The organism is Ruegeria sp. CJ9, assembly GCF_056536625.1.
In genome coordinates, this window is record NZ_JBQFPY010000016.1 from 26,202 (window position 1) to 48,273 (window position 22,072).

General features: G+C 59.6%; 22 protein-coding genes and 1 pseudogene. 14 read left to right on the top strand and 9 right to left on the bottom strand.

From position 1 onward, the window contains the following. Both moaD and ACR0AJ_RS20550 read left to right on the top strand, forming a co-directional pair. A complete protein-coding gene (gene moaD / locus ACR0AJ_RS20545) occupies positions 1 to 246 on the top strand; it encodes a molybdopterin converting factor subunit 1 (protein ID WP_170350738.1) in 246 nt (81 codons plus the stop codon). A gap of 1 nt (position 247) precedes the next feature. Then, the gene (locus tag ACR0AJ_RS20550; protein WP_170350737.1) at positions 248 to 691 is read left to right on the top strand and encodes a molybdenum cofactor biosynthesis protein MoaE; all 444 of its coding nucleotides are present in this window, start codon (positions 248 to 250) and stop codon (positions 689 to 691) included. 36 nt (positions 692 to 727) lie between these two features. Here the strand turns inward: ACR0AJ_RS20550 and ACR0AJ_RS20555 are convergent, their stop codons facing one another. From ACR0AJ_RS20555 to ubiA, 4 genes are all read right to left on the bottom strand, one after another. Further along, positions 728 to 1,546: an isocitrate lyase/PEP mutase family protein gene (locus ACR0AJ_RS20555; protein ID WP_170350736.1), complete on the bottom strand. Its 819-nt coding sequence runs from the start codon at positions 1,544 to 1,546 to the stop codon at positions 728 to 730. A 68-nt stretch (positions 1,547 to 1,614) separates the two neighbouring features. After that, on the bottom strand, positions 1,615 to 1,935 hold the full coding sequence (locus ACR0AJ_RS20560) for a hypothetical protein (protein ID WP_058281823.1): 321 nt from the start codon (positions 1,933 to 1,935) through the stop codon (positions 1,615 to 1,617). A 1-nt stretch (position 1,936) separates the two neighbouring features. Then, a complete protein-coding gene (locus ACR0AJ_RS20565; protein WP_170350735.1) occupies positions 1,937 to 3,853 on the bottom strand; it encodes an OmpA family protein in 1,917 nt (638 codons plus the stop codon). A 64-nt stretch (positions 3,854 to 3,917) separates the two neighbouring features. Further along, positions 3,918 to 4,880, bottom strand: coding sequence for a 4-hydroxybenzoate octaprenyltransferase (gene ubiA, locus ACR0AJ_RS20570; protein ID WP_170350734.1), 963 nt, complete (start codon positions 4,878 to 4,880; stop codon positions 3,918 to 3,920). A 12-nt stretch (positions 4,881 to 4,892) separates the two neighbouring features. Between ubiA and ACR0AJ_RS20575 the strand changes: the two genes are divergently transcribed. From ACR0AJ_RS20575 to ACR0AJ_RS20615, 9 genes are all read left to right on the top strand, one after another. After that, positions 4,893 to 5,618 carry a 16S rRNA (uracil(1498)-N(3))-methyltransferase gene (locus tag ACR0AJ_RS20575; protein WP_480648068.1) on the top strand — a complete coding sequence of 242 codons (726 nt, stop codon included), beginning with the start codon at positions 4,893 to 4,895 and terminating at the stop codon, positions 5,616 to 5,618. After that, positions 5,615 to 6,463, top strand: coding sequence for a GNAT family N-acetyltransferase (locus tag ACR0AJ_RS20580; RefSeq protein ID WP_170350732.1), 849 nt, complete (start codon positions 5,615 to 5,617; stop codon positions 6,461 to 6,463). Before ACR0AJ_RS20575 ends, ACR0AJ_RS20580 begins: the two co-directional genes overlap by 4 nt. Beyond that, positions 6,460 to 6,987 (top strand): hypothetical protein, encoded by a 528-nt coding sequence (locus tag ACR0AJ_RS20585; protein WP_170350731.1) that lies wholly within the window; start codon positions 6,460 to 6,462, stop codon positions 6,985 to 6,987. The genes ACR0AJ_RS20580 and ACR0AJ_RS20585 overlap by 4 nt, the downstream gene beginning before the upstream one ends. A gap of 64 nt (positions 6,988 to 7,051) precedes the next feature. Further along, positions 7,052 to 8,422, top strand: a complete 1,371-nt coding sequence (locus ACR0AJ_RS20590; protein ID WP_170377854.1) for a glutamate--cysteine ligase — start codon at positions 7,052 to 7,054, stop codon at positions 8,420 to 8,422. A gap of 82 nt (positions 8,423 to 8,504) precedes the next feature. Continuing rightward, entirely contained in the window at positions 8,505 to 9,578 is a 1,074-nt protein-coding gene (gene pheS, locus ACR0AJ_RS20595) for a phenylalanine--tRNA ligase subunit alpha (RefSeq protein ID WP_170327268.1), read from the top strand. A 532-nt stretch (positions 9,579 to 10,110) separates the two neighbouring features. Further along, positions 10,111 to 10,905: a CE1 family esterase gene (locus tag ACR0AJ_RS20600; protein ID WP_480648076.1), complete on the top strand. Its 795-nt coding sequence runs from the start codon at positions 10,111 to 10,113 to the stop codon at positions 10,903 to 10,905. Between the two features lie 69 nt (positions 10,906 to 10,974). After that, positions 10,975 to 11,382, top strand: coding sequence for a cupin domain-containing protein (locus ACR0AJ_RS20605; RefSeq protein ID WP_480741813.1), 408 nt, complete (start codon positions 10,975 to 10,977; stop codon positions 11,380 to 11,382). Positions 11,383 to 11,470: 88 nt separating this feature from the next. Next, a complete protein-coding gene (pheT, locus tag ACR0AJ_RS20610; protein ID WP_170350727.1) occupies positions 11,471 to 13,867 on the top strand; it encodes a phenylalanine--tRNA ligase subunit beta in 2,397 nt (798 codons plus the stop codon). Between the two features lie 161 nt (positions 13,868 to 14,028). Next, positions 14,029 to 14,478: a YtoQ family protein gene (locus ACR0AJ_RS20615; protein ID WP_170397082.1), complete on the top strand. Its 450-nt coding sequence runs from the start codon at positions 14,029 to 14,031 to the stop codon at positions 14,476 to 14,478. 71 nt (positions 14,479 to 14,549) lie between these two features. On the opposite strand, the gene ACR0AJ_RS20620 is transcribed toward ACR0AJ_RS20615, so the two are convergent. After that, the gene (locus tag ACR0AJ_RS20620) at positions 14,550 to 15,248 is read right to left on the bottom strand and encodes a glutathione S-transferase family protein (RefSeq protein ID WP_480648080.1); all 699 of its coding nucleotides are present in this window, start codon (positions 15,246 to 15,248) and stop codon (positions 14,550 to 14,552) included. A 209-nt stretch (positions 15,249 to 15,457) separates the two neighbouring features. Between ACR0AJ_RS20620 and ACR0AJ_RS20625 the strand changes: the two genes are divergently transcribed. Beyond that, positions 15,458 to 16,270 (top strand): mechanosensitive ion channel family protein, encoded by an 813-nt coding sequence (locus ACR0AJ_RS20625; protein ID WP_264187366.1) that lies wholly within the window; start codon positions 15,458 to 15,460, stop codon positions 16,268 to 16,270. Between the two features lie 169 nt (positions 16,271 to 16,439). On the opposite strand, the gene ald is transcribed toward ACR0AJ_RS20625, so the two are convergent. After that, positions 16,440 to 17,558, bottom strand: coding sequence for an alanine dehydrogenase (gene ald / locus ACR0AJ_RS20630; RefSeq protein WP_226689294.1), 1,119 nt, complete (start codon positions 17,556 to 17,558; stop codon positions 16,440 to 16,442). 138 nt (positions 17,559 to 17,696) lie between these two features. Here ald and ACR0AJ_RS20635 point away from each other — a divergent pair, with 138 nt between their 5' ends. Next, on the top strand, positions 17,697 to 18,155 hold the full coding sequence (locus tag ACR0AJ_RS20635) for an Lrp/AsnC family transcriptional regulator (protein ID WP_170350721.1): 459 nt from the start codon (positions 17,697 to 17,699) through the stop codon (positions 18,153 to 18,155). Between the two features lie 3 nt (positions 18,156 to 18,158). Here the strand turns inward: ACR0AJ_RS20635 and ACR0AJ_RS20640 are convergent, their stop codons facing one another. Further along, positions 18,159 to 18,998, bottom strand: coding sequence for a CPBP family intramembrane glutamic endopeptidase (locus tag ACR0AJ_RS20640; RefSeq protein WP_170350720.1), 840 nt, complete (start codon positions 18,996 to 18,998; stop codon positions 18,159 to 18,161). Between the two features lie 291 nt (positions 18,999 to 19,289). Here ACR0AJ_RS20640 and ppk2 point away from each other — a divergent pair, with 291 nt between their 5' ends. Next, entirely contained in the window at positions 19,290 to 20,207 is a 918-nt protein-coding gene (gene ppk2, locus ACR0AJ_RS20645; RefSeq protein ID WP_170350719.1) for a polyphosphate kinase 2, read from the top strand. 55 nt (positions 20,208 to 20,262) lie between these two features. On the opposite strand, the gene ACR0AJ_RS20650 is transcribed toward ppk2, so the two are convergent. Together ACR0AJ_RS20650 and ACR0AJ_RS20655 are read right to left on the bottom strand one after the other, a co-directional pair. Continuing rightward, the gene (locus tag ACR0AJ_RS20650) at positions 20,263 to 21,402 is read right to left on the bottom strand and encodes a CAP domain-containing protein (RefSeq protein ID WP_480741817.1); all 1,140 of its coding nucleotides are present in this window, start codon (positions 21,400 to 21,402) and stop codon (positions 20,263 to 20,265) included. A 203-nt stretch (positions 21,403 to 21,605) separates the two neighbouring features. Next, a pseudogene (locus ACR0AJ_RS20655) lies at positions 21,606 to 22,072 on the bottom strand (CAP domain-containing protein); the annotation flags it as partial.

Consider the following 22,072-nt stretch of genomic DNA (forward strand, 5'->3'; position numbering starts at 1 on the left):
ATGGACGTGCTGTATTTCGCCTGGGTCCGCGAACGAATCGGTCTGCCGAAAGAGCGGGTCGAGACCGACGCCGCAACGGTTTCCGATCTGGTTGCCGAACTCAGCGCGCGCGAGGACCGCTATGCCGCAGCTTTTGCCGACCTTTCCGCGCTGCGGGTGGCGCTGGATCAGGAACTGTCGGACTTTGACGCCTCGCTGACCGGTGTGCGCGAGGTGGCGTTTTTCCCACCTATGACAGGCGGCTAAAATGCGCGTCGCGGTTCAGGAAGAAGAGTTCGATCTGGGGGCTGAGGCCAATGCCTTTGCCGCCGGTGACGACGCCAACGGGGCGATTGTGACCTTCACCGGTGTTGTGCGCGATCTGGCCTCGGGCGATCTGGATGTGATGGAGATAGAGCATTACCCCGGCATGACCGAACGGGCCTTGACCAAGATTGCCGAAGAAGCGCAGCAGCGCTGGTCTTTAGGCGATGTGCTGGTGATCCACCGCCACGGACGGCTGGCACCGGGGGACCGGATCATGATGGTCGCCACGGCCGCGCGGCACCGTAAGGATGCGTTTGAGGCGGCGGAGTACCTGATGGATTACCTGAAGTCCCGCGCGCCCTTCTGGAAGAAGGAAATCACCAATTCCGGCGCGCAATGGGTCGACGCCAAGGACGAAGACGAAGACGCGCTGACCCGCTGGTGACATTGCCAGCCGTGCACAGAATGTGACCGTCCAATCTCAACTCAAAAGCCTGTTAAGTTCTTCGCCGGGGATCGCATCCGCCGAATAGCTGAAGGTGCCTTTTGATTTCACTTCGTCAGCCGCCCGCTTCAATGCGCCAAACGCAGCGCGCGCAAATGACCCGCCGACGCTGATCCGTCGAACGCCTGCGTCGGAAAGTTCGGATACGGAATAGACAGGTCCGCTGAGTCCCATCACCACATTCACCGGTTTGTCGACTTCGCGGCACACGGTTCTGATTGCGTCCAAATCCGGCAGACCGGGGGCGTACAACACGGCAGCGCCTGCTTCGGAAAACAGCTGCAAGCGTTTGATCGTGTCACCCAGGTCCGCGCGGCCCCAAAGGTAATTCTCTGCCCTTGCGGTCAACAGGAAAGGCAAGCCTGCCGCGACTTCTGCAGCAGCCTGAATGCGGTCAACCGATTGGTGCAGATCATAGATCGGGGCATCTGGATTGCCTGTCGCGTCTTCGATCGATCCGCCAACCAGACCGATTTCCGCCGCCATGCGAATGGTCTGGGCGCAGGCCCCAGGCTCATGCCCAAAGCCCGCCTCAAGGTCAGCAGAAACGGGCAGGGGAACCGCTTTGACGATGTCTGAGGCATTGTCCAGCAACTCATCCCTGCTTAGGTCAGCAAAAGAGTCGCGTTTGCCTTTTGTGAACGCATAGCCGGCACTGGTTGTTGCTAAGGCTTCAAAGCCCAAATTGGACAGCAACCGGGCCGAGCCCGCGTCCCAGGGGTTGGGCATGACAAAAGCCTTGGACCCAAAGTGCAGGTCTCTGAACTGTTCGAATTTGACTGTTTGATTTGACATGGATCGCCCTCACGTTTGGGACGACCCTACAGCAATGTAACCGGAATCAGAGCGAAAAATCCGGTTCCTCAATCTGCGTTGTTGATACGTCCACGCAGTTCTTCGGCCTCTTGTCGGGCGGCCCGCAGACCGTCCATGGCGGCGGCAAGTTCAGCCTCGGCCTGGGTCAGTTGATTGGTCAGTTCGGCCTCGCGCTGTTGCAGGTAGGTGATCGCCTGATCGCGGGTTTCTTCGGCCTCGTGCAGCTCTTGGCTCATGCGGTCCAGATCGGCCACGTCACTTTGGCGCACGCGTGACAGGCGATGGGCCAGCCAGTTGGCGAACCAGCCCATGCAAAAGGCCGAGAACAGGATAATGGCGGTGGCGATGATGAATTCGATTCTGTTCAACTTACTGGTCCCCTGCATCCGCGTCTGAGGCGGTATTGTCCGTCTGTTCGCCCTCGATCATTTCCGCCTCGATCGCGTCCAGCCCGGTTTCCGGGTTCTCAATCGGTTCGGGCCGGATAAGGCGGAACTCGATCCGGCGGTTTTCTTCGCGGCCTTCTTCGGTGTCGTTATCGGCAATGGGCTGCGTTTCCCCGTATCCCATGGCAGTGAAACTGGCGGTGGGCACCCGGCGCGCGCGCAGCTCGTTCAGGATCGATTGCGCCCTCGATTGGCTAAGTTGTTGGTTCATCTCTTCCCGGCCCTGACTGTCGGTGTGGCCCTGAATCTCAAGCCTGATGGGGCCGCATTCGCGCAAGATGTCAGCAATCTGGTTCACGGTATCGCGCGAGTCGGTGGCAACAGTGGCCGAGCCAGGTTCAAAGGCGATCTTGGTGCCCGCCTGAACCTCGGCGATGCGTTCCTCGCAAACTTCGGGATCAGGCAGTTTGTCGGCGGGTTCGGGGGGTTCCTGATGGGTGATCGACAGGGTGAATTCCTGTGCGTCGCCCAGCTTCTCGGACAACAGACCCGCGATCTGCGCCTTTGTGTCGGGGTCATGGCTGACACCGGACAACTCAAGATCATCCGGCGTCACCGTCAAAGCACCGTTATGCAGTTGGGCTAGCGCCTCAAGCCCGGTCAGAATGCGCACGGGCCAGCCCGTCGGCAGCCCTTCGGGCGCAATGCGGGTTGCGGTGTGGACCTGTTCCGACCCAAAGGCAGCGCGGGCATAGCTGTCGACCATGTCGCGCTGGGTGTCGTCGCCCAGCCGTCCGCGTATCTGCACCAACCCCTCGGGGCTGCGTGTGGCGGTGAATTCGGGGGGGCCGGACACGGTATCGGTTTCCGGGGGCGGTAGGATCGCGTGCAGGGCAAAGACCGGAGGCAGCGCATTTTCAAGCTCGCCCACCACGCGATCAAAGGTCCCGGCATCGGTGCCCTGCGCCGCTGCCAGCGTGATATCCGCATCCGACATCGTAACCGATCCGCCACCCAGATCCGCCAGCGCCTGAATGCTCAGCGTGGCGGCGTCAGACCAACGTGGCGAGGGTACGCCCAATCCGATGGTGCAGGAGTAGGTGGCGCTCAGACCGGCCTCTTTCGCTGCGGCAATAATGGCATCGCGGGCTTTTTCGTCTTGCGCCGAACAGGCGTCGAACTGGCCGCCATTTTCGTCGATCAAAAACCGCAACGTAAAAGGCGTGATCACCGGGCGCGGGGCCGAGATCGCCAGGCCGATCCGCAGGCTGGGCGGCGCGGCACGGGTAAGGCTTTGTTCCAGCCGTTCCTTTTCCTGCTGGCTGTCGGCAATTGCGGTGATCTTGACCAGACCCGGGCTGGCCGAGATCTTGGCGCGGGGTAGGCTGGTCAGCGACTCGACGGCATAGGTGATCGCGGTGTCCCAGCCTTTTGGCTTGGGGTAATCGGCGGTTTCCATCAGGTCTGACACTTGGCTGCCATCGCTCAGATCACGCAGCCGCTCCACCAGTGCCTCGCGGTCCTGACTGGCTGGGATCAGGCCGATCACAGAAATCCCGCTGTCGTTGCGCAAAATCTCAGCGGAAAACCGGGGGGCGGCCAGTTGCGAGGTCGGCGCCACATTCATCTCGTCGATCACACGCGAGGTATCGACCTCGGTCCCGGCTGCGGTCAGGGCGTTAAAGCGGGTGGCCTCATCCGTGGCAGTGCCCGTTAGCACAACGCGCAACCCGTCGGAATACACCTCGGCCCAATCGTGCCCCTTCAGGTCCAGCGCACGGCGCACGGCAAATTCAGAGGACTCTTCGACCTTGGTCACTGCAAAGCTGGCCGCCAACAGGCAAAGGCCAGCCGACACGAGGAAGATAAAGGCTACGGCAAAGATATAGGGCAAACGCATGTGCGGGTTAACGACTCCTCAGGCGAATGTGCGAACTCTTACCTAGCCCCGCGCCAAGGTGCAATCAGAGCAACAGTGCGACGCAGAGGAAGATCAGCGGAATAAGGCCGGTGTCCCGATTGGCGCGGAACAATTGCAGCAGCTTCGCGTTATCCTCAAGATCCAGCCCGCGCAATTGCCAAGCCATGTGCCAGCCCATCGCCCATGGCCCGGCCAAGGCCACGGCCAAAGACATGATTGAGGCTTGTGCCAGCGCCCCGTCGATAATGGCCAGACCCATCAGGAAAACCGTTGCCACCAGAAAGTACTTCAGCCAGCGCCCTGTATCGGTGCCAAACAGACGGGCGGTGGATTTGATGCCAATCAGCTCATCATCTTCTGCGTCCTGATGGGCATAGATCGTGTCATAGAACAGCGTCCAGGCGATACCAGCCAAATACAATATGATTGCAGGCGCACTGACCGTGCCCGTATGCGCGGCCCAGGCCAACAGGATGCCCCAGTTGAAGGCAAGCCCCAGAAACACCTGCGGCCACCATGTGAACCGTTTGGCAAATGGATAGATCGTCACCGGCAGTAGCGACAGCACGCCCATGGCGATGGCGGCCTGATTGAATGTCAGCAGAATCCCCAGCGCCATCAGGCATTGTAGGCCCATCCAGATCACCGCCTGCCGCACACTGACCTGACCGGATGGAATCGGGCGTGACCGTGTGCGCTCCACCTGCCCGTCGAACTCGCGATCGGTGATGTCGTTCCACGTACAGCCTGCTCCGCGCATCAGGAATGCGCCAAGGGCGCAGCCGATGGCGATCCACAGATCCTCCCACCTGGGATTGCCGTCGCTAAGGATCGCCAGCGCCAGACCCCACCAGCACGGAATTAGCAGCAACCACGTACCGATGGGCCGGTCCGCGCGGCTGAGGCGCAGATAGGGGCGGGTGAATTCAGGCGCGTGGGTGTCGACCCAGTTGCCGGATACGGCATCGGCGACCTGACCGTCTGGTGTTGGGGCGTTGCCTTGCATATGTAAGGCCTCATGAGTGCAAAGATCAGACTGTATGTAGAGCACCCTCTGGGTCAGGGGCAATCCGTTGATTTGACGCGCGAGCAGGCCCATTACCTGTTCGGTGTCATGCGCCTGGCTGTGGGCGGCCACGTGGCCCTGTTCAATGGCCGGGACGGAGAGTGGTTGGCCGATGTTGCCGAAGCGGGAAAGCGCGGTGGCGTTCTGACCTGTGTGGAACAGACCAAGCCGCTGCAAATGCCGCCCGATCTGTGGTTCCTGTTCGCGCCGATCAAAAAGGCGCGCACTGATTTCATCGTTGAAAAGGCGGCGGAAATGGGTGCGGCTCGGATCCTGCCCGTGCAGACCGAGTTCACCAATTCCGAACGTATCCGACAGGACCGCCTGCAAGCCCACGCGGTTGAGGCCGCCGAGCAATGCGGAGGCACCTTCGTGCCCGAGGTCGCCGATCTACAACGGCTTGACCGTGTTCTGGATGCATGGCCCGATGGCCGTCAGCTGATGTTTTGTAACGAGGCCGAAGTTGGGTCGGCTCTGCGCTTGGCGGCACAGGAGAAGGGGCAGCCCTGGGCCATACTAATCGGCCCCGAGGGCGGCTTTTCGGATCGTGAACGCACGCGTCTTGTTGGCTTGCCCTTTGCCCATGTGGTCAGTCTGGGCCCGCGTATCCTGCGCGCCGATACGGCGGCCGTTGCGGCGTTGACCATGTGGCAGCAGGCGCTGGGGGATTGGTCGTGACATGGCAATTAGCGCAAGCCGCTGATGCGCCAAAGATCGACGCATTTCTTTCGCAGCATATTCAGACCTCGATGTTCCCGTTGGCCAATCTGCGGGATCATGGTTTGTGTGGGTCTCACCCGCGCGCCATGAACATGTGGGTTTTGGGCGACGAACCGCGGGCTGTGTTTGGCATCACCAACGAAGGCATGGTCCTGCCGCAATGTCCCGACTGTTCCGATCCAGAGCTTGCGGACGCGATTGCTCTGATCCGCGGCCGCAAGCTGTTCGGTCTGGCCGCCGAAGCGGGACAGGCCCGAAAGATCATGCGGCTAGCCGGGTGGGAAGGTCGCCCCGCGACGCTGAACAGTGATGAGCCGGGTTTCTCGCTGGATTTGAAACAGCTTGTGCTGCCCGATGCCGAGGGCGCTGAGCTTGTGCCCTTGGGTGAAGTCGACAAGGCGGTCACTGAAGGGTGGCGTGAACGTTACCTGATCGAGGCAATGGATTTCGATCCAGAACGCGCGCAGAAACAGGCGGGCGAGGATTATCTGGCGTATACAGCCCGCGATTCTCACCGGGTTCTGCTGATCGACGGACAGCCGGTTGCCATGACCGGATTCAACGCCCGCCTGCCCGAGATTGTACAAATCGGCGGCGTCTATACACCGCCCAACCTGCGCGGCCATGGCTACGCCCGCTTAGCGGTTGCGCTGCATCTGCTTGAGGCGTGCCGAGCCGGAGTGACCCGTGCAGTTCTGTTCGCGGCTTCCGATTCCGCCGCGCGTGCCTATATCGGAATCGGATTTCAACCGGCGGGGCAGTATTCACTGATCCTGTTCACAAACCCCGAGGACACGGCATGAGTTTCATCCGACCCGAAGCCAAACTGACCCTGTGGCGCTGGCGCGAAGTGCTGGTGGCGGGGGCTGTCCTGCTGGTGGGGCTCAGCTGGATCAGCGGCCCCGGTGGGTTGCTGGGATGGCTCGGCTGGGTGCTGGTTCTGGTCTCAGTCGCGCTTGCGGTCATCGGCATTCAGCGTGCCCGCTTCCGCACCGGGGCCGGTGGACCGGGCGTAGTTACCATTGACGAAGGCCAGATCACCTATCTGGGCCCGTTGGACGGCGGCATGGTCGCCGCGCGTGAAATTGAGCGTCTGGCGCTGGACCCGACGTCGTCGCCTGCGCACTGGGTGCTGGAACAACCGGGTCAGCCGGTGCTTCACATTCCTGTGAATGCCGAAGGGGCCGAGGCGCTGTTCGATGTCTTCTCGGCGCTGCCGGGGCTAAAAACCGAACAAATGCTGGCGGAACTGAACAGTGGCACCGCACACCAGGTGGTGATCTGGGAACGTACACCCTCGCGTCCGGCGCATCTCAGGCTGCATTGACACTGGCGCGGTTTCCGACCACGAAAGACCGAACGACAGACACATCAGGATCGGAGAACGGTTCATGTCCATCCCCCAGTCCGGCGGCGGACCGATCGAACGCCATGAGCAACTGGCCGAATATCTGGAATCGGGCTGTAAGCCCAAGCAGGATTGGCGCATCGGGACCGAGCATGAAAAGTTCGGCTATTGCAAAGACACGCTGAAGCCGCTGCCCTATGAGGGCGAGCGCTCGATTCTGGCCGTTCTGAAAGGTCTGCGCGACTTGCACGATTGGGAGCCGCTGGAAGAAAACGGCAAGCTGATCGGCCTGCAAAAAGACGGCGCCAATGTCTCGCTCGAACCCGGTGGACAGTTGGAACTGTCGGGTGCGCCTTTGGAAACCATCCATGAGACCTGTGACGAAGTGAACGCGCATCTGCGCGACGTGAAGGATATTGCTGACAAGATCGGCGTCGGCTTCATCGGTCTTGGTGCCGCGCCAACGTGGTCGCACGACGATATGCCCCTGATGCCCAAGGGCCGCTACAAGCTGATGAACGACTATATGGAGAAAGTCGGCACCATGGGTCGGTCGATGATGCGCCGGACCTGCACGGTTCAGGTCAATATCGACTTTGGGTCCGAGGCCGACATGGTGCAGAAACTGCGCGTTGCGCTGGCCTTGCAGCCGGTGGCCACGGCACTGTTCGCCAACTCTCCGTTCTTCGATGGCAAACCCAACGGCCAGAAAAGCTGGCGCAGCTATATCTGGCAGCATCTCGACGATGCGCGTACCGGGATGCTGCCCTTTGTGTTCGAGGACGGGTTCGGGTTCGAACGCTGGGTCCAATACGCGTTGGATGTGCCGATGTATTTCGTCTATCGCGACGGTCAGTATATCGACGCGTTAGGACAGTCCTTCCGCGACTTCCTGCAGGGCAAACTGCCCGCGCTGCCGGGTGAAACGCCGACCCTGTCGGATTGGGCCGATCACTTAACCACGGCCTTCCCCGAGGCGCGGATCAAGAAGTTCATGGAGATGCGCGGCGCTGATGGGGGCCCCTGGCGACGCCTGTGTGCGCTGCCTGCGTTCTGGGTTGGCCTGACCTATGATCAGGGTGCATTGGATGCAGCCTGGGATCTGGTCAAAGGCTGGGACGCGGAAACTCGCGAGGCATTGCGTGTCGAGGCCGCGAAGGACGGGCTGCAGGCACAAGTCGGCAACATCAACATGCACGATCTGGCGCGCGAGGTGGTCTCGATTTCCGAGGCCGGTCTGAAATCCCGTGCCTTCCCCGGTGCAGGTGGCCTGGTCCCGGATGAGACGCATTTCCTCAACGCGCTGAAGGACAGCATCGAAACCGGCAAGGTTCCGGCGGATGAGTTGCTGGATCACTACAATGGCGACTGGAATGGCGATCTGACGCGGGTGTTCCCGGAATACAGCTATTGATCCGCACCGTGCGGCTTGCATTCATCCGGATTGGCCGATAGCAGGTTCTGGACCAAATTCAGGGGCCAGTTCGGAAAGCGTGATGGACGATCTTAAGGCAAAATATCTGGGGCAGATCGCCGAAGCAGGCGACGAAAACGCGCTTGAGGCGATCCGCGTCGCCGCCGTGGGCAAAAAGGGCGAGGTCGCGCTGAAGATGCGCGAGCTGGGTAAAATGACGCCCGAGGAGCGGCAGGTCGCAGGCCCGGCGCTGAACGCCCTGAAGGACGAAATCAACTCGGCCCTGTCCGCCAAGAAATCCGCGCTGGCCGATGCCGCACTGGATGAGCGTCTGCGCACCGAATGGCTGGACGTCACCCTGCCGACCCGCGCGCGCCGTCAGGGCTCGATCCACCCAATCAGCCAGGCGACCGAGGAACTGACCGCGATCTTTGCCGAACTGGGCTTTTCAGTGGCCGAAGGGCCGCGCATTGAAGACGACTGGTACAACTTTGACGCCCTGAACATCCCCGGCCACCACCCCGCGCGGGCCGAGATGGACACATTCTATATGCACCGCGCCGAGGGCGATAACCGCCCGCCGCATGTGCTGCGGACCCATACGTCTCCGGTGCAGATCCGTTCGATGGAGAAACAGGGCGCGCCGATCCGCGTCATCTGTCCGGGCGGCGTATACCGCGCCGACTATGACCAGACCCACACGCCGATGTTCCATCAGGTCGAAGGGCTGGCCATCGACAAAGACATCTCGATGGCGAACCTGAAATGGGTTCTGGAAGAGTTCGTGAAGGCGTTTTTCGAGGTCGACGACGTCGAACTGCGCTTCCGCGCCTCGCACTTCCCCTTCACCGAACCGTCGGCCGAGGTCGATATCCGCTGTTCCTGGGATAACGGGCAGCTGAAGATCGGCGAGGGCGACGACTGGATGGAGATTCTGGGCTCGGGCATGGTCCACCCCAAGGTCATCGCTGCCGGTGGCATCGATCCCGAGGTCTATCAGGGCTTTGCCTTTGGTATCGGCATCGACCGTCTGGCGATGCTGAAATACGGTATTCCGGATTTGCGGGCGTTCTTTGATTCCGACTTGCGCTGGCTGCGCCACTACGGGTTTGCGGCGCTGGATATGCCAAACCTGCATGGTGGCTTGAGCCGCTAAGTGTATCTGCTTGGGGTATATCTAGCAGGCTACTTCGATTGGTGGAGTGACCGAATAGCGAGCGCTCCGGTACGGTGGATTGTTGCGTTGTTTATTGGTCCTGTATTGTTGTCTTTTGTGCCCACCGTGGTACCCGCCATGTTAGCGTTCGGGGTCGTCTTAGGGATACTAGGCTTTGCGCTTATTGTTTTTGTCTACCCTGGCCTGTTGGTGGGATACATCCGGTATGGAATCCAATTTCGACAAGAGCGTGAAGAACTTGAGCAGATCAAGAAAGTACAGGTAGCGGTCAAACAGACAGAAGCGCGAAGCAAAGGTCGATAGGCCGCCGCGCTATCGCCAGACCGCCCGCACAGGCTGGCGATTTGTCCCCGCAGGCACTCAATTTGAACGATGCACGGGCTTGGCCAAGAAAAAATATCCACTACAACCGGTTGATCGCCATCCCGCGGTCTGGCAACAGCGCGGCTTGTCACAATCTCCCACGGGGTTGTGACGTGACAGCGGGCGCAGGCTCGCTAGGGTTCGACGGATGATTTACCGACTGCTCTGCCTCTTCCTGCTGACCGCCACCCAAGCCGCTGCCGTGGATACCTGTCACGGCGATACCGCCTGTCAGGTCGGCGACCGTTCGTATCATGTGTTGGAGCCGGATGGGTGGGATGGCGAAACGCCTCTGCCCGTTTTGCTGCATTTCCATGGCTGGGCGCGGCAGGGGACCGTGGTGGTGAACCATGAACGCATAGCCGGGGCCACGAAGCTGCGCGGCGTGCTTCTGGTGGCGCCGAACGGATTGGGCAAAAGCTGGGATTTCTGGACATCGGACACCGGCGACGTGCCCTTTGCCGATGGGGTGCTTGAGGACGTGGCCAAACGCTATCCCATTGACCCGGAGCGCATCTATGTCTCGGGTTATTCCTTTGGTGGTGCGATGGCGTGGCGCTATGTCTGCCAGTCGGGCAATGACACGGCGGCGCTATTAGCCGTTGCGGGCAGCATCCGCCAGACTGAGGAGTGCCCGCAGGCCCCGCGCGAGGTGCGTCATGTGCATGGCCTTAGCGATACGGTGATGGATTTCCCCTATGGCGCGGATGGCGACACCACCTATCCGGTGGCGCTGTGGCGGCAGAAATATGGATGCCACGACGCGACCCCGCGTGGGGATTGGAGCGTGGTGCCGATCCTGACGCTCAGCCGAATGGAGTGGACCGATTGCGCGCAGGGGCAGGTGGTGCTGGACACGCATCCGGGCGGGCATTTCATCCCTCATGGCTGGATCGGGCGGCAGTTGGATGAATTGCTGGGCCGCGTCCCGAGCTATCCCTGAACTGTTTGACATCGCCGCATGCCCCCTTTCCTGTAAGGCGAAACGATCTGACACGGGATTCCTTGCCGCATGAAACTGCTTTTGCCCTTCGCCCTGATCCTTGCCGCCGCACCCGCCTTTGCGCGTGACATCTATCCGCCGGTTGACGTGCTGCTGCAGACCGAAACTTCGGTCATTGGCGAGGCGCTGGAATATCCCGATGGTACCCCGCAGATCACCATGGCCATCGTCACCATGCAGCCTGGTCAGAAAACCGGCCTGCACCGTCACGAAGCACCGCTGGCGGCCTATATCCTGGAAGGTGAGATCACCGTTGATTACGGCGATGCGGGCAGCCGGACCTACAAGGAAGGTGATGCGTTGGTCGAGGCCTTCCGCTCACCCCACGAAGGTGAAAATACCGGCGACGGGATCGCGCGGATTCTGGCGGTGTTTGCTGGATCGGACAGCGTTGCCAACACAGTGACCGCAGAGTAGGCGCGGCGGTTCTACGCGCCCTCTTTCCCCTCTGCGCATTATCCGGTAAACGCGGTCTGACCCGAGATTTACTGGCGGAAACCGACCGATGAAATTCACTCTTTCCTGGCTGAAAGACCACCTCGACACCAACGCTTCGGTGGATGAGATTGCTGAGGCGCTGACTGATCTGGGCCTTGAGGTCGAAGAGATCGTGAACCCGGCGGACCGGCTGAAGGACTTTACGCTGGGCTATGTGAAACACGCCGAGAAACACCCCGACGCCGACAAGCTGCGCGTCTGTAAGGTGGACACCGATGAGGGTGAATTGCAGATCATCTGCGGTGCCCCCAACGCGCGTGAAGGGATCACCGTCGTGGTTTGCAAACCAGGCATGTATATCCCCGGTCTGGACCTGACCATCAACGTCGGCAAGATCCGCGGCGTCGAAAGCTATGGCATGATGGCATCCGAGCGTGAGTTGGAGCTGTCGGATGAGCATGACGGCATCATCGAGCTGCCTTCGGGCAAGGTCGGTGACAAATTCATCGACTGGCTGGCTGAGAATGAGCCGTCGAAGGTTGATCCGATGATCGAGATCGCGATCACCCCGAACCGCCCCGATGCGCTGGGCGTCGAAGGGATTGCCCGCGATCTGGCCGCGCGTGGCATTGGTAAGTTGAAACAGCGTGACTACACTCCGGTGCCGGGTGATTTCGAAAGCCCAATCAAGGTGACGATTGATGAGGATACGCTGGACGGCGCGCCCCATTTCACCGGACGTCTGATCAAGGGCGTTAAGAACGGACCCAGCCCGCAATGGCTGCAGGATCAGTTGAAGGCCATCGGTCTGCGTCCGATTTCGGCGCTGGTGGACATCACCAACTATATGACCTTTGACCACAATCGCCCGCTGCACGTCTTCGATGCGGACAAAGTGCACGGCAATCTGCGGGTACATCGCGCCAAGGGTGGTGAGAAGCTGGTTGCGCTGGACGAGAAAGAATACACTCTGCAGCCTGGCATGATGGTGATTTCCGACGACAAAGGCCCGGAATCCATTGCCGGTATCATGGGCGGTGAGGAAACCGGCTGTACCGAAGAAACAGTGAATGTCTTCCTGGAAAGCGCGTTCTGGGATCACGTGCAGATCGCCCTGACGGGGCGGGCTTTAAAAATCAATTCGGATGCGCGCTATCGGTTCGAACGTGGGGTAGACCCGGAATACACGCTGGAAGGGTTGGAGCAGGCAACGCAGATGATTTTGGATATCTGCGGTGGCGAAGTGTCCAAGGTCGTGGAAGCGGGCAAAGCGCCGGATCATTCGCGCGCCTTTAAACTGGATGCCGAGCGGGTGCAGTCTCTGGTCGGAATGGAAATCCCCGAAAGCGAACAACGCCAGACCCTGACTCGTCTGGGATTCCGCCTTGAGGGCGAGATGGCGCATGTTCCCAGCTGGCGCCCAGATATCATGGGTGAGGCCGATCTGGTGGAAGAGGTCGCGCGGATTGCATCCCTGACCAAGCTGCAGGGCAAACCGCTGCCGCGTATCACCGATGGCATCCCGAAACCGGTGATGACCCCGACACAACGCCGTCAGTCGATGGCGCGGCGCACGTGTGCAGCGCTGGGGTACAATGAGTGCGTTTCCTACACTTTCATCGATCAGGCCTCGGCGGCCTTGTTTGGTGGCGGGGACGAAGCGACGCAGTTGGAAAACCCGATCTCGACCGAGATGAGCCACATGCGCCCCGATCTGCTGCCCGGCCTGTTGCAGGCCGCCGCCCGCAATCAGGCGCGTGGCTACGCGGATGTGGCGTTGTTCGAGGTCGGTCCGGTGTTCCATGATGGCGAACCGGGAGATCAAAAAACGCAGATCACCGGTCTGCTGGTTGGTCGTAATGGTCCCAAGGACGTGCATGGCGCATCGCGCCCGGTCGACGTGTTCGACGCCAAAGCGGATGCCGAGGCGGTGCTGGCTGCCATTGGCGCACCCGCCAAGGTGCAGATCCTGCGTGACGGCGATGCCTGGTGGCATCCGGGGCGTCACGGCAAAATCTGTCTGGGCCCGAAAAAGGTGCTGGGCGTCTTCGGCGAGTTGCACCCTCGTGTGTTGCAAGCGCTGGATATCAAAGGCCCGGCGATGGCCTTTACGATTTGGCCGGACGAGGTGCCTCTGCCCCGTAAATCCGGAGCCACCCGTGCTGCGCTGGAACTGCGTGACCTGCAAGCGGTTGAACGCGACTTTGCCTTTGTCGTTGACGAGGGGGTCGAGGCGCTGACGCTGGTCAACGCCGCGGCCGGTGCTGACAAGGCGCTGATCGAGGATGTGCGTGTCTTTGATGAATTCATCGGTGGCAGTCTGGGCGAGGGTAAAAAATCGCTGGCCATCACCGTGCGCCTGCAACCAACCGACGCGACGCTGAAGGAAAAAGACATCGAAGCGGTGGCCGAGAAGATCATCGCCAAGGTCACCAAGGCCACAGGCGGTGTGTTGCGCGGATAGGGGCCCTGCCATAAGACTTCAAAAAAACGCGCTTCCGGGCGCGTTTTTCGTTTCACCTACGGGAATTAGGGCGTGTTTGGGATAAGTGTTTCTGGATTTTCTTGATTGGGCTTCCCGCAAATGCGCCTTAAGTAGGTTCCAAATCAATACCGGAGGTCGACATGGGCTTGAACGTATACCTATCAGGGGAAATTCACACCGATTGGCGTGAGCAAATTATCGACGGCGCACAGGGGTTGGACATCACCTTCAACAGCCCCGTCACCGATCACGACGCCAGCGACGATTGCGGTGTGGCTATTTTGGGCGAAGAGCCGAACAAATACTGGCACGACCACAAGGGCGCGATGGTCAACGCGATCCGGACGCGCAAAGGGATCGCGGATGCAGATGTGGTGGTCGTCCGGTTTGGTGAGAAATACAAACAGTGGAACGCTGCCTTTGATGCAGGTTATGCGGCAGCGCTGGGCAAGTCGCTCATCGTCCTACACGGCCCCGATCATCAGCATGCGCTGAAAGAGGTGGACGCCGCAGCCCTAGCCGTGGCCGAACAACCCTCGCAAGTGGTTGAGGTTCTGCGCTATGTGCTGACTGGCACGCTGCCAGGCTGACTTAACCCTTGGAAATTGGGCTTGCGGCTTAATGTGGCCGCAAGCCCGATCACGTCCGAGGGACTGTGAGGTCAGTCCCGCGGTGGCGTTACAAGACCTTTCTGGACGGCAGGGCGTTCCAGAAAACGGTCCAAATAAGCTGTTACATTTGTGTGGTCGTCCCATCCGACCAGTTCTCTGGCACCATAGAAATCTAGTCCGCGCAGCCAGGGCGCGATGGCGATGTCGGCAATCGAATAATCTCCGGCGACCCAATCCTGCCCTTCAAGCTGCTGGTTCAACACATTCAGCAGCCGTTTGGCCTCGTTCACATATCGCTCGCGAGGGCGGGGGTCTTCGATCTCGCTGCCAGCGAATTTGTGGAAAAAGCCAAGCTGGCCGAACATTGGACCAATGCCGCCCATCTGGAACATCAGCCATTGAGTGACCTGGTGCTTGTCTGCCTGGGTCTGACCAATAAACTTGCCCGATTTTTCGGCCAGGTACAGCAGGATGGCACCGCTTTCGAACAAACCAATGGGCTTTCCGTCCGGGCCGTCCGGGTCGATGATTGCGGGGATCTTGTTGTTGGGGTTCAGCGACAGGAACTCGGGGCTTTTGACATCCGCGTCCGACAGGGTGACCTTGTGTGCCTCATATGGCAGGCCGGTTTCTTCCAGCATGATCGAGGCTTTGACCCCATTGGGCGTGGGGAAGGAATACAGCTGAATCCGGTCTGGGAACAGTGCGGGCCAGCGATTCATGATCGGGTGTGGTTTGGTGTCCAGCATTGGGGGGCTCCTGAGTGGATACCCCCAGAACGTAGGGCGCGAGGGGCCATCTTGTAAGCCCCCGAAGCTGTGCGCGACCGGTCAGCGCGTGTTTGCTGGCGAACAACGGGGAAATCCGGTGGAACTAGCACCTAGACCAAAGCGTGTTTTTGCCTCAGACTTTGGCAATTCCCGCGCGAAAGCCGCGGGTTTCTTGTTGTTGAAAGGAGATGGCCGTGGATGAGGTCGTAACACAGGTGGGCGCGTTTGCGCCGCTGATCATGAACGCGGTCAAGGCGCTGATCGTTCTGATCCTTGGCTGGATCGTGGCTGGGGCCGTGGGCGGCCTAGTGCGCCGCCGGATCAACTCGACTCCGCAGATTGATCCGACGTTGGGCAACTTCTCAGCCAGCCTGGTGAAATGGGTCATCCTCGCGATGGTTCTGGTGGCCGTTCTGGGGATCTTCGGGATCGAAGCCACAAGTATCGTTGCCATTCTGGGTGCCGCGTCGCTGGCCATTGGTCTGGCGCTGCAAGGGACGCTCAGCGATCTGGCGGCCGGCGTCATGCTGGTGGTGTTCCGCCCTTACAAGCTGGGTCAATATGTGGATATTGGCGGCACGGCCGGGACAGTGAAAGACCTGAACCTGTTCACCACCGAACTGGTGACGCCGGACAATGTGCAGATCATTGTCCCCAACGGGCAATCCTGGGGGTCGATCATCACCAACTATTCGGCGCATGACACAAGGCGTGTCGATCTGGTGTTTGGTATCGACTATGGCGACAACGCGGACGAAGCGATGAAGATCATTCTGGATGTCGCCAAGGCGGACGAGCGTATTCACAGCGATCCCGAACCTTGGGTGCGCGTGACCAACCTGGGCGACAGCTCGGTCGATCTGACGGCCCGCCTGTGGTGCGCAGCGGCAGATTATTGGGACGTGAAGTTCGAAATTACCAAAGCGGTGAAAGAGGCTTTCGACGCAAAAGGCGTATCGATTCCGTACCCGCATTCGGTAGAGATTCACAAACAGGCCTGAAGGCTCCCGCCCGTCGATCGGGCATTGAAATGCCCACCTCCGGTTGGGCCCGGCGCCGCGCTGATCGCGCGGCGTTTTTCTATGTCGCGCGCAGGTCGATGAACTTTGCGTAACAACAAAAAAAGGCGCCCTTTGGAAAAGGGCGCCTTTCGATTTCTATGTGCCAGCCTTAGGCGTTGACGATGTCGCTGGGCGATACAACGTCCAGACCCAGTGCTACACCAACGGCCTCATAGGTGAGTTGACCAGCGTGAACATTCAGCCCGGCCAACAGATGAGGGTCGTCCTGGCAAGCCTTTTTCCAGCCCTTGTCGGCCAGCGACAGCATGAACGGCATGGTCGCGTTGCCCAACGCGATGGTCGAGGTGCGCGCAACGGCACCCGGCATGTTGGCAACGCAATAGTGCATGATGCCGTCGACTTCGTAGATCGGGTCAGCATGGGTTGTTGCTTTGGAAGTTTCAAAGCAGCCACCCTGGTCGATCGCAACGTCAACCAGAACCGCGCCGGGCTTCATGGTCGAAAGCTGTTCGCGTGTCACCAGTTTAGGAGCAGCCGCGCCCGGGATCAGAACGGCACCGATAACCATGTCGGCATCCTGGATCAGTTCGGCGGTGGCACCAGCGGTCGAGTACTGGTTCTTGAAGGTTCCGCCATACACGTCATCGAGGTAACGCAGACGCGGAAGCGAGCGGTCCAGGATGGTAACATCTGCGCCCATGCCAGCCGCAATCTTCGCGGCATGCGTACCAACAACGCCGCCACCGATCACAACGACCTTGGCCGGTCCAACGCCGGGAACGCCGCCCATCAGAACGCCACGACCGCCATTTGCCTTTTGCAGGGTCCACGAGCCAACCTGCGGCGCCAGACGACCGGCAACTTCGGACATCGGGGCCAGCAGCGGCAAACCACCGCCAGGTGCGGTGACGGTTTCGTATGCAATCGCGGTGCAGCCCGATGCCAGCAGGTCGTGGGTCTGATCTGGATCGGGTGCCAGGTGCAGGTAAGTGAACAGCAACTGACCTTCACGCAGCATCTTGCGCTCGACCGCCTGAGGTTCCTTGACCTTGACGATCATGTCGGCAGTGGCGAACACCTCTTCTGCGGTGTCCAGGATCTGGGCGCCCGCAGCGATGTAGGACTCGTTGTCAAAGCCCGAACCGATCCCGGCACCGGTTTCGATTACAACTTCGTGGCCGCGCGCGACGGCTTCTTGTGCCGCGTTGGGCGTCATTCCGACGCGGAATTCCTGTGGTTTGATTTCCTTGGGGCAACCGATCTTCATTTTTCGCTCCTCCATTCATAAACTGCCTAAATAATGGGCGATCCAGAGCGCAATTTCTGTGAAACTCTGCCTGCAAAATTGCTTTTTTTCAGGAGAATCTTCGTTATATAGTCGGAAACTCGCAAAGGATTTGCGCAAATGAGCTTGGATGCGACGGATAAAAAGATTCTGGCAGCCCTTCAGCGGGATGGCCGTATGTCAAATGCGGAACTGTCCGAGCAGGTGAATCTGTCGCCTTCGGCCTGTCACCGGCGCGTTCAGCGGCTAGAGGCTGAAGGCTATATCCGCAAATACGTGGCGCTGCTGGATGCGCGCAAGATGAATGTGCCCACGACGGTGTTTGTCGAGATCACGCTGCAAGGGCAAGCCGAAGAGCTTCTGAATGCGTTCGAAAAATCCGTGGCGCGCATTCCTGATGTGCTTGAATGCCATCTCATGGCCGGCACGGCGGACTATATTTTGAAGGTTGTCGCCGAGAACACCGAGGATTTTGCCCGTATTCACCGCCAGTATTTGTCACGGCTGCCGGGGGTGGCGCAGATGCAAAGTTCCTTCGCGCTGCGCACGGTGTTCAAGACCACTGCTCTGCCGGTGTGACGTTCAGCCCGGGCCGGGATAGGTGAACAGGGCCAGGTGCAAGGCGTTAAAGCCAAAATGCATCAGAACCGGCACCCAAAGCCGCCCGGTTGCGTAATACCCCAATCCGCAGGCGGCCCCGAGGATCGAGGCGAAGACGACCAGTGCCGGGCCACCGCCCGCATGGGCCAGACCGAACAGCAGGCTGGCAGCTGCGATCCCGAGCGCCACGCCGATTTTCGACGTCAGGACCGATTGCAGATAGCCACGGAAAAAAGCCTCTTCAGTCAGGCAGGTCAGGAATAGGTTTGAAAACGCAAAAATCAGCCACCATGCGGGCAGGACTATCTCGGGCCGCACCGCACCCAGGGAAAGACCCAACGCAAACAGGGCGGGCAGTGCCGCCAACCCGATCAACAAAGGCCCGGTTCTGACCAGCCGCGCGCCATGGATCATGCCTGGCCAAGCCAGCAGAACGGCAAACAAGACCATTGGTTTGTCCAGATTGAGATACATTGTGAACGCAGCGCTGCCCGGGCCTGCCTGTACCTGATTCAGAACCAATAGATTGTGAAACCCGGGGATCAGATGCGCCCCCAGAGCCAGACACCACAGGATCAACACCAGATGCCCGAAAACGGCGGGCACACCGGTCAGACGGCGCAACCCTACAGCACCCAGCAAGCCCGCTGCCGTGATTGCCAAGGCCAGCGGGGTTAGCAGGCCAAGCACTGTTGCTGAACCTAGGAACGCTGCCAACAGGGCCAGACCCAGCCCTTGTCGACCTGATACCATGCCTATTTGTGCGGCAATCAATATGAACCAGGGCCAGATCGCAGGCAGTAGGGAAATGAAATGCGCCACATTCACCTCAGGGGGGTTGAAGGGCACTTGTGCCGACGGAATGAACCCACTGGCAAGTAGGTTTGGGGCGGATTTATGCCAACCTGTTGGTAATGCGGCAAATCTGCCGCTTGTATCCCTGGGCGTGTAGGTTCAGATTGAGAAAAGGACCAAACCTCTTTTCGCATCGCCTTGACCTTGCTGCCATAAGCGGTTTCGCTTGGGGAAGGGCTTTATCAATTCTTCTGATGACATCAGGCGGTTACACGCGCGTTGTACGGTCCAGACCCGATAGACGATAAGGATAAGACCTTGGCTTACGAACATAACGATGCCCCAAAAGATTGGCTGGAAGCCGAGTTGGAAGACACGCTGGACGAAGATTTCGAGATCGAGTTCAGCGAACCCATGCTCTCGATGGAAGTCCGCAAGATCTATAAGGACCAGCATCCCGACATGCTGGATCGCAAGGTCTATTTCCGCAATCTGCTGCGCTTGCAGGCCGAATTGATCAAGGTTCAGGACTGGGTGCAGCATACCGGGGCCAAAGTGTGCATCCTGTTCGAAGGGCGTGACAGCGCCGGCAAGGGCGGCGTGATCAAGCGGATCACCCAGCGGTTGAACCCGCGGGTCGCCCGCGTGGTCGCCTTGCCAGCGCCCAGCCGCCGGGAGCAAAGCCAATGGTATTTCCAGCGCTATGTACCGCATCTGCCCGCGGCCGGCGAAATCGTGTTGTTCGACCGATCCTGGTACAACCGCGCTGGGGTGGAACGGGTGATGGGGTTTGCGTCCGAGGATCAGGTCGAACAGTTCTTTCAGGACGTTCCCGAATTCGAACGGATGCTGGTGCGGTCGGGGATCATTTTGCTGAAATACTGGTTCTCAATCACTGATGAAGAACAGCAGTTGCGGTTCCTCATGCGTATCCACGATCCGATGAAACAGTGGAAACTGTCGCCGATGGATCTGGAATCCCGCATTCGTTGGGAGGCCTATACCAAGGCCAAAGAAGACATGTTGTTCCGCACCAACATTCCCGAGGCGCCCTGGTATATCGTCGAAGGCAATGACAAGAAACGCGAGCGCCTGAACTGTATCGAGCATCTTCTGACCAAGATTCCCTATACGGATGTTCCACAGGAAAAGGTCGAATTACCGGATCGAAGATACAACCCGGAATATGAACGGCGCGTTCTGCCGGATGAGCTGCACGTCCCCAAAATCTATTGATCAAAAGAAAACGCCCCCAAAATCGGGGGCGTTTTAGTTTGGAATACAGTGGGGCTCAGAACATGAAATGTTCGTTTGCCAGGTCCGCGATCTGCGTGTTTTGCAGGGTCAGAGTATTTCCCGCATTGTCATCGATGATCACATCATTGCCGGATTGCGAAATGTGGTTGTTCATCAGATCGCTATATCCGGTGATCGCACCATTCAGACTGAGGTCGATGAAGTCCTCAGAGGTGAAATCCGTGACGGTGTCCGGCCCGATGGTGAATACGAACGTATCCGCCCCGTTGCCGCCGGTCATTGTGTCAATGCCGCGGGCACCGATCAGAGTATCGTCGTCGTCGCCTCCGATCAGGGTGTCGCGGCCACGGCCACCCCTAAGCACGTCGTTGCCAGAGCCGCCCTGCAACCTGTCGGCACCCATGCCCGATTGCAGCCAGTCATTGCCGGTCGCACCCATCAACAAATCGACGCCTTGGCCACCCAGAAGGACGTCATTGCCGCCATGACCGCTCAGCGTGTCATCGCCGGTGCCGCCGGTCAGCGTGTCGCGGCCGAAGCCGCCGTCAAGAATGTCATCACCGTCGCCGCCGTTCAGCGCGCCGGCCTGACCGGCTTTCAGAATGAACCAGTTATCTGATGCATCGCCCACTGTGCCTGCGTCCACGGCCTGTTGGCCGGGTAGGGTAGGTGTGCCGCCGCCAGAGCCGCCACCCGAGCCGCCACCCGACCCGCCGGTGTCCAACTGCACCGGTGCCGAGGTCGTGGCGAAGTTCTGGGTCACGATCACGGCATCCCAACCGTTGAAATTGCCTTCTTCAATCCCGATCCCGATATATTCGAAATCGGGGTTCAGTATGTTGGCCCGGTGACCGGGGCTGTTCATCAGGCTTTGGTGAAGCTGTACCACATCATCGCTGGCACCATTGGGCCCGCGTTCGGATTGCCAGGCGATGTTTTCACCCGATCTCCAACTGCCGGTGAAATCGAAACCGGCATCTCTCATCCGCTGGGTCGCGCTCGAGCCGCCCTGACCGGTGTGGCTGAAGATATCTGTCTGCAGCATCCATTCGCTGTGATCTTCGGCCGAGTCGTTCAGCTGAAGCTCAAGCTTGAGGGGTTGCAGCCCCCGACTTGTGCGTTCGTCATTGATCAATGCAAGCATCTGCCGTTCTAGATTGCTGGCCGTTGACATGATTCTGCCTCCAATTGAATTGAGTTATTTTGGCGAGACATTAATGGCGAGAATTTGACGGGATACAGACACAATCTGGACACCCCGACCCGTTCGGCGATTTGCCACCGCCTGATTCGCGTTGTTTGTGCGAAAAACTGCGCAAGTGCGCTGTGAAAGCGGTGTGAGGCACCGTTTCAGTGCCTCACACGCTGCATCGGACCTTAGACAAAGTCCATCATGCATCCACTGTCGGCCGGTATCAGGATAAAAAAGTCATCCGGTGCGTCCGCCTCCATGACCGGGGCATCGTCATTCGCCGCCGGAGTGTCGTCGCACATATCCAGGCTCAGCATGAAATCGTCCTCGGTGGTGTCCGCATCGGTCACCATCGGGTCGTCATTCATTCTGAAATCGTCGACCAGCGCCAACAGCTCGTTCACGAAATCCTCGATTGCCGCCAGGAATTCTTCCACGTCGAAGCAAACGCCTGCAGTCGTATCAGTGACATCCGGTTCAGGTGTTTCCGGGTCTTCGGTCTCGGTAACGTCAGTGTCCGGTGTTTCTTCGCCCGGTTCGTCGGTCTCGGTGACATCGGTGTCTGGCGTTTCCTCAACCGGTTCGTCGGTCTCGGTGACATCGGTGTCAGGCGTTTCTTCGACTGGGTCGTCGGTCTCGGTGACGTCGGTGT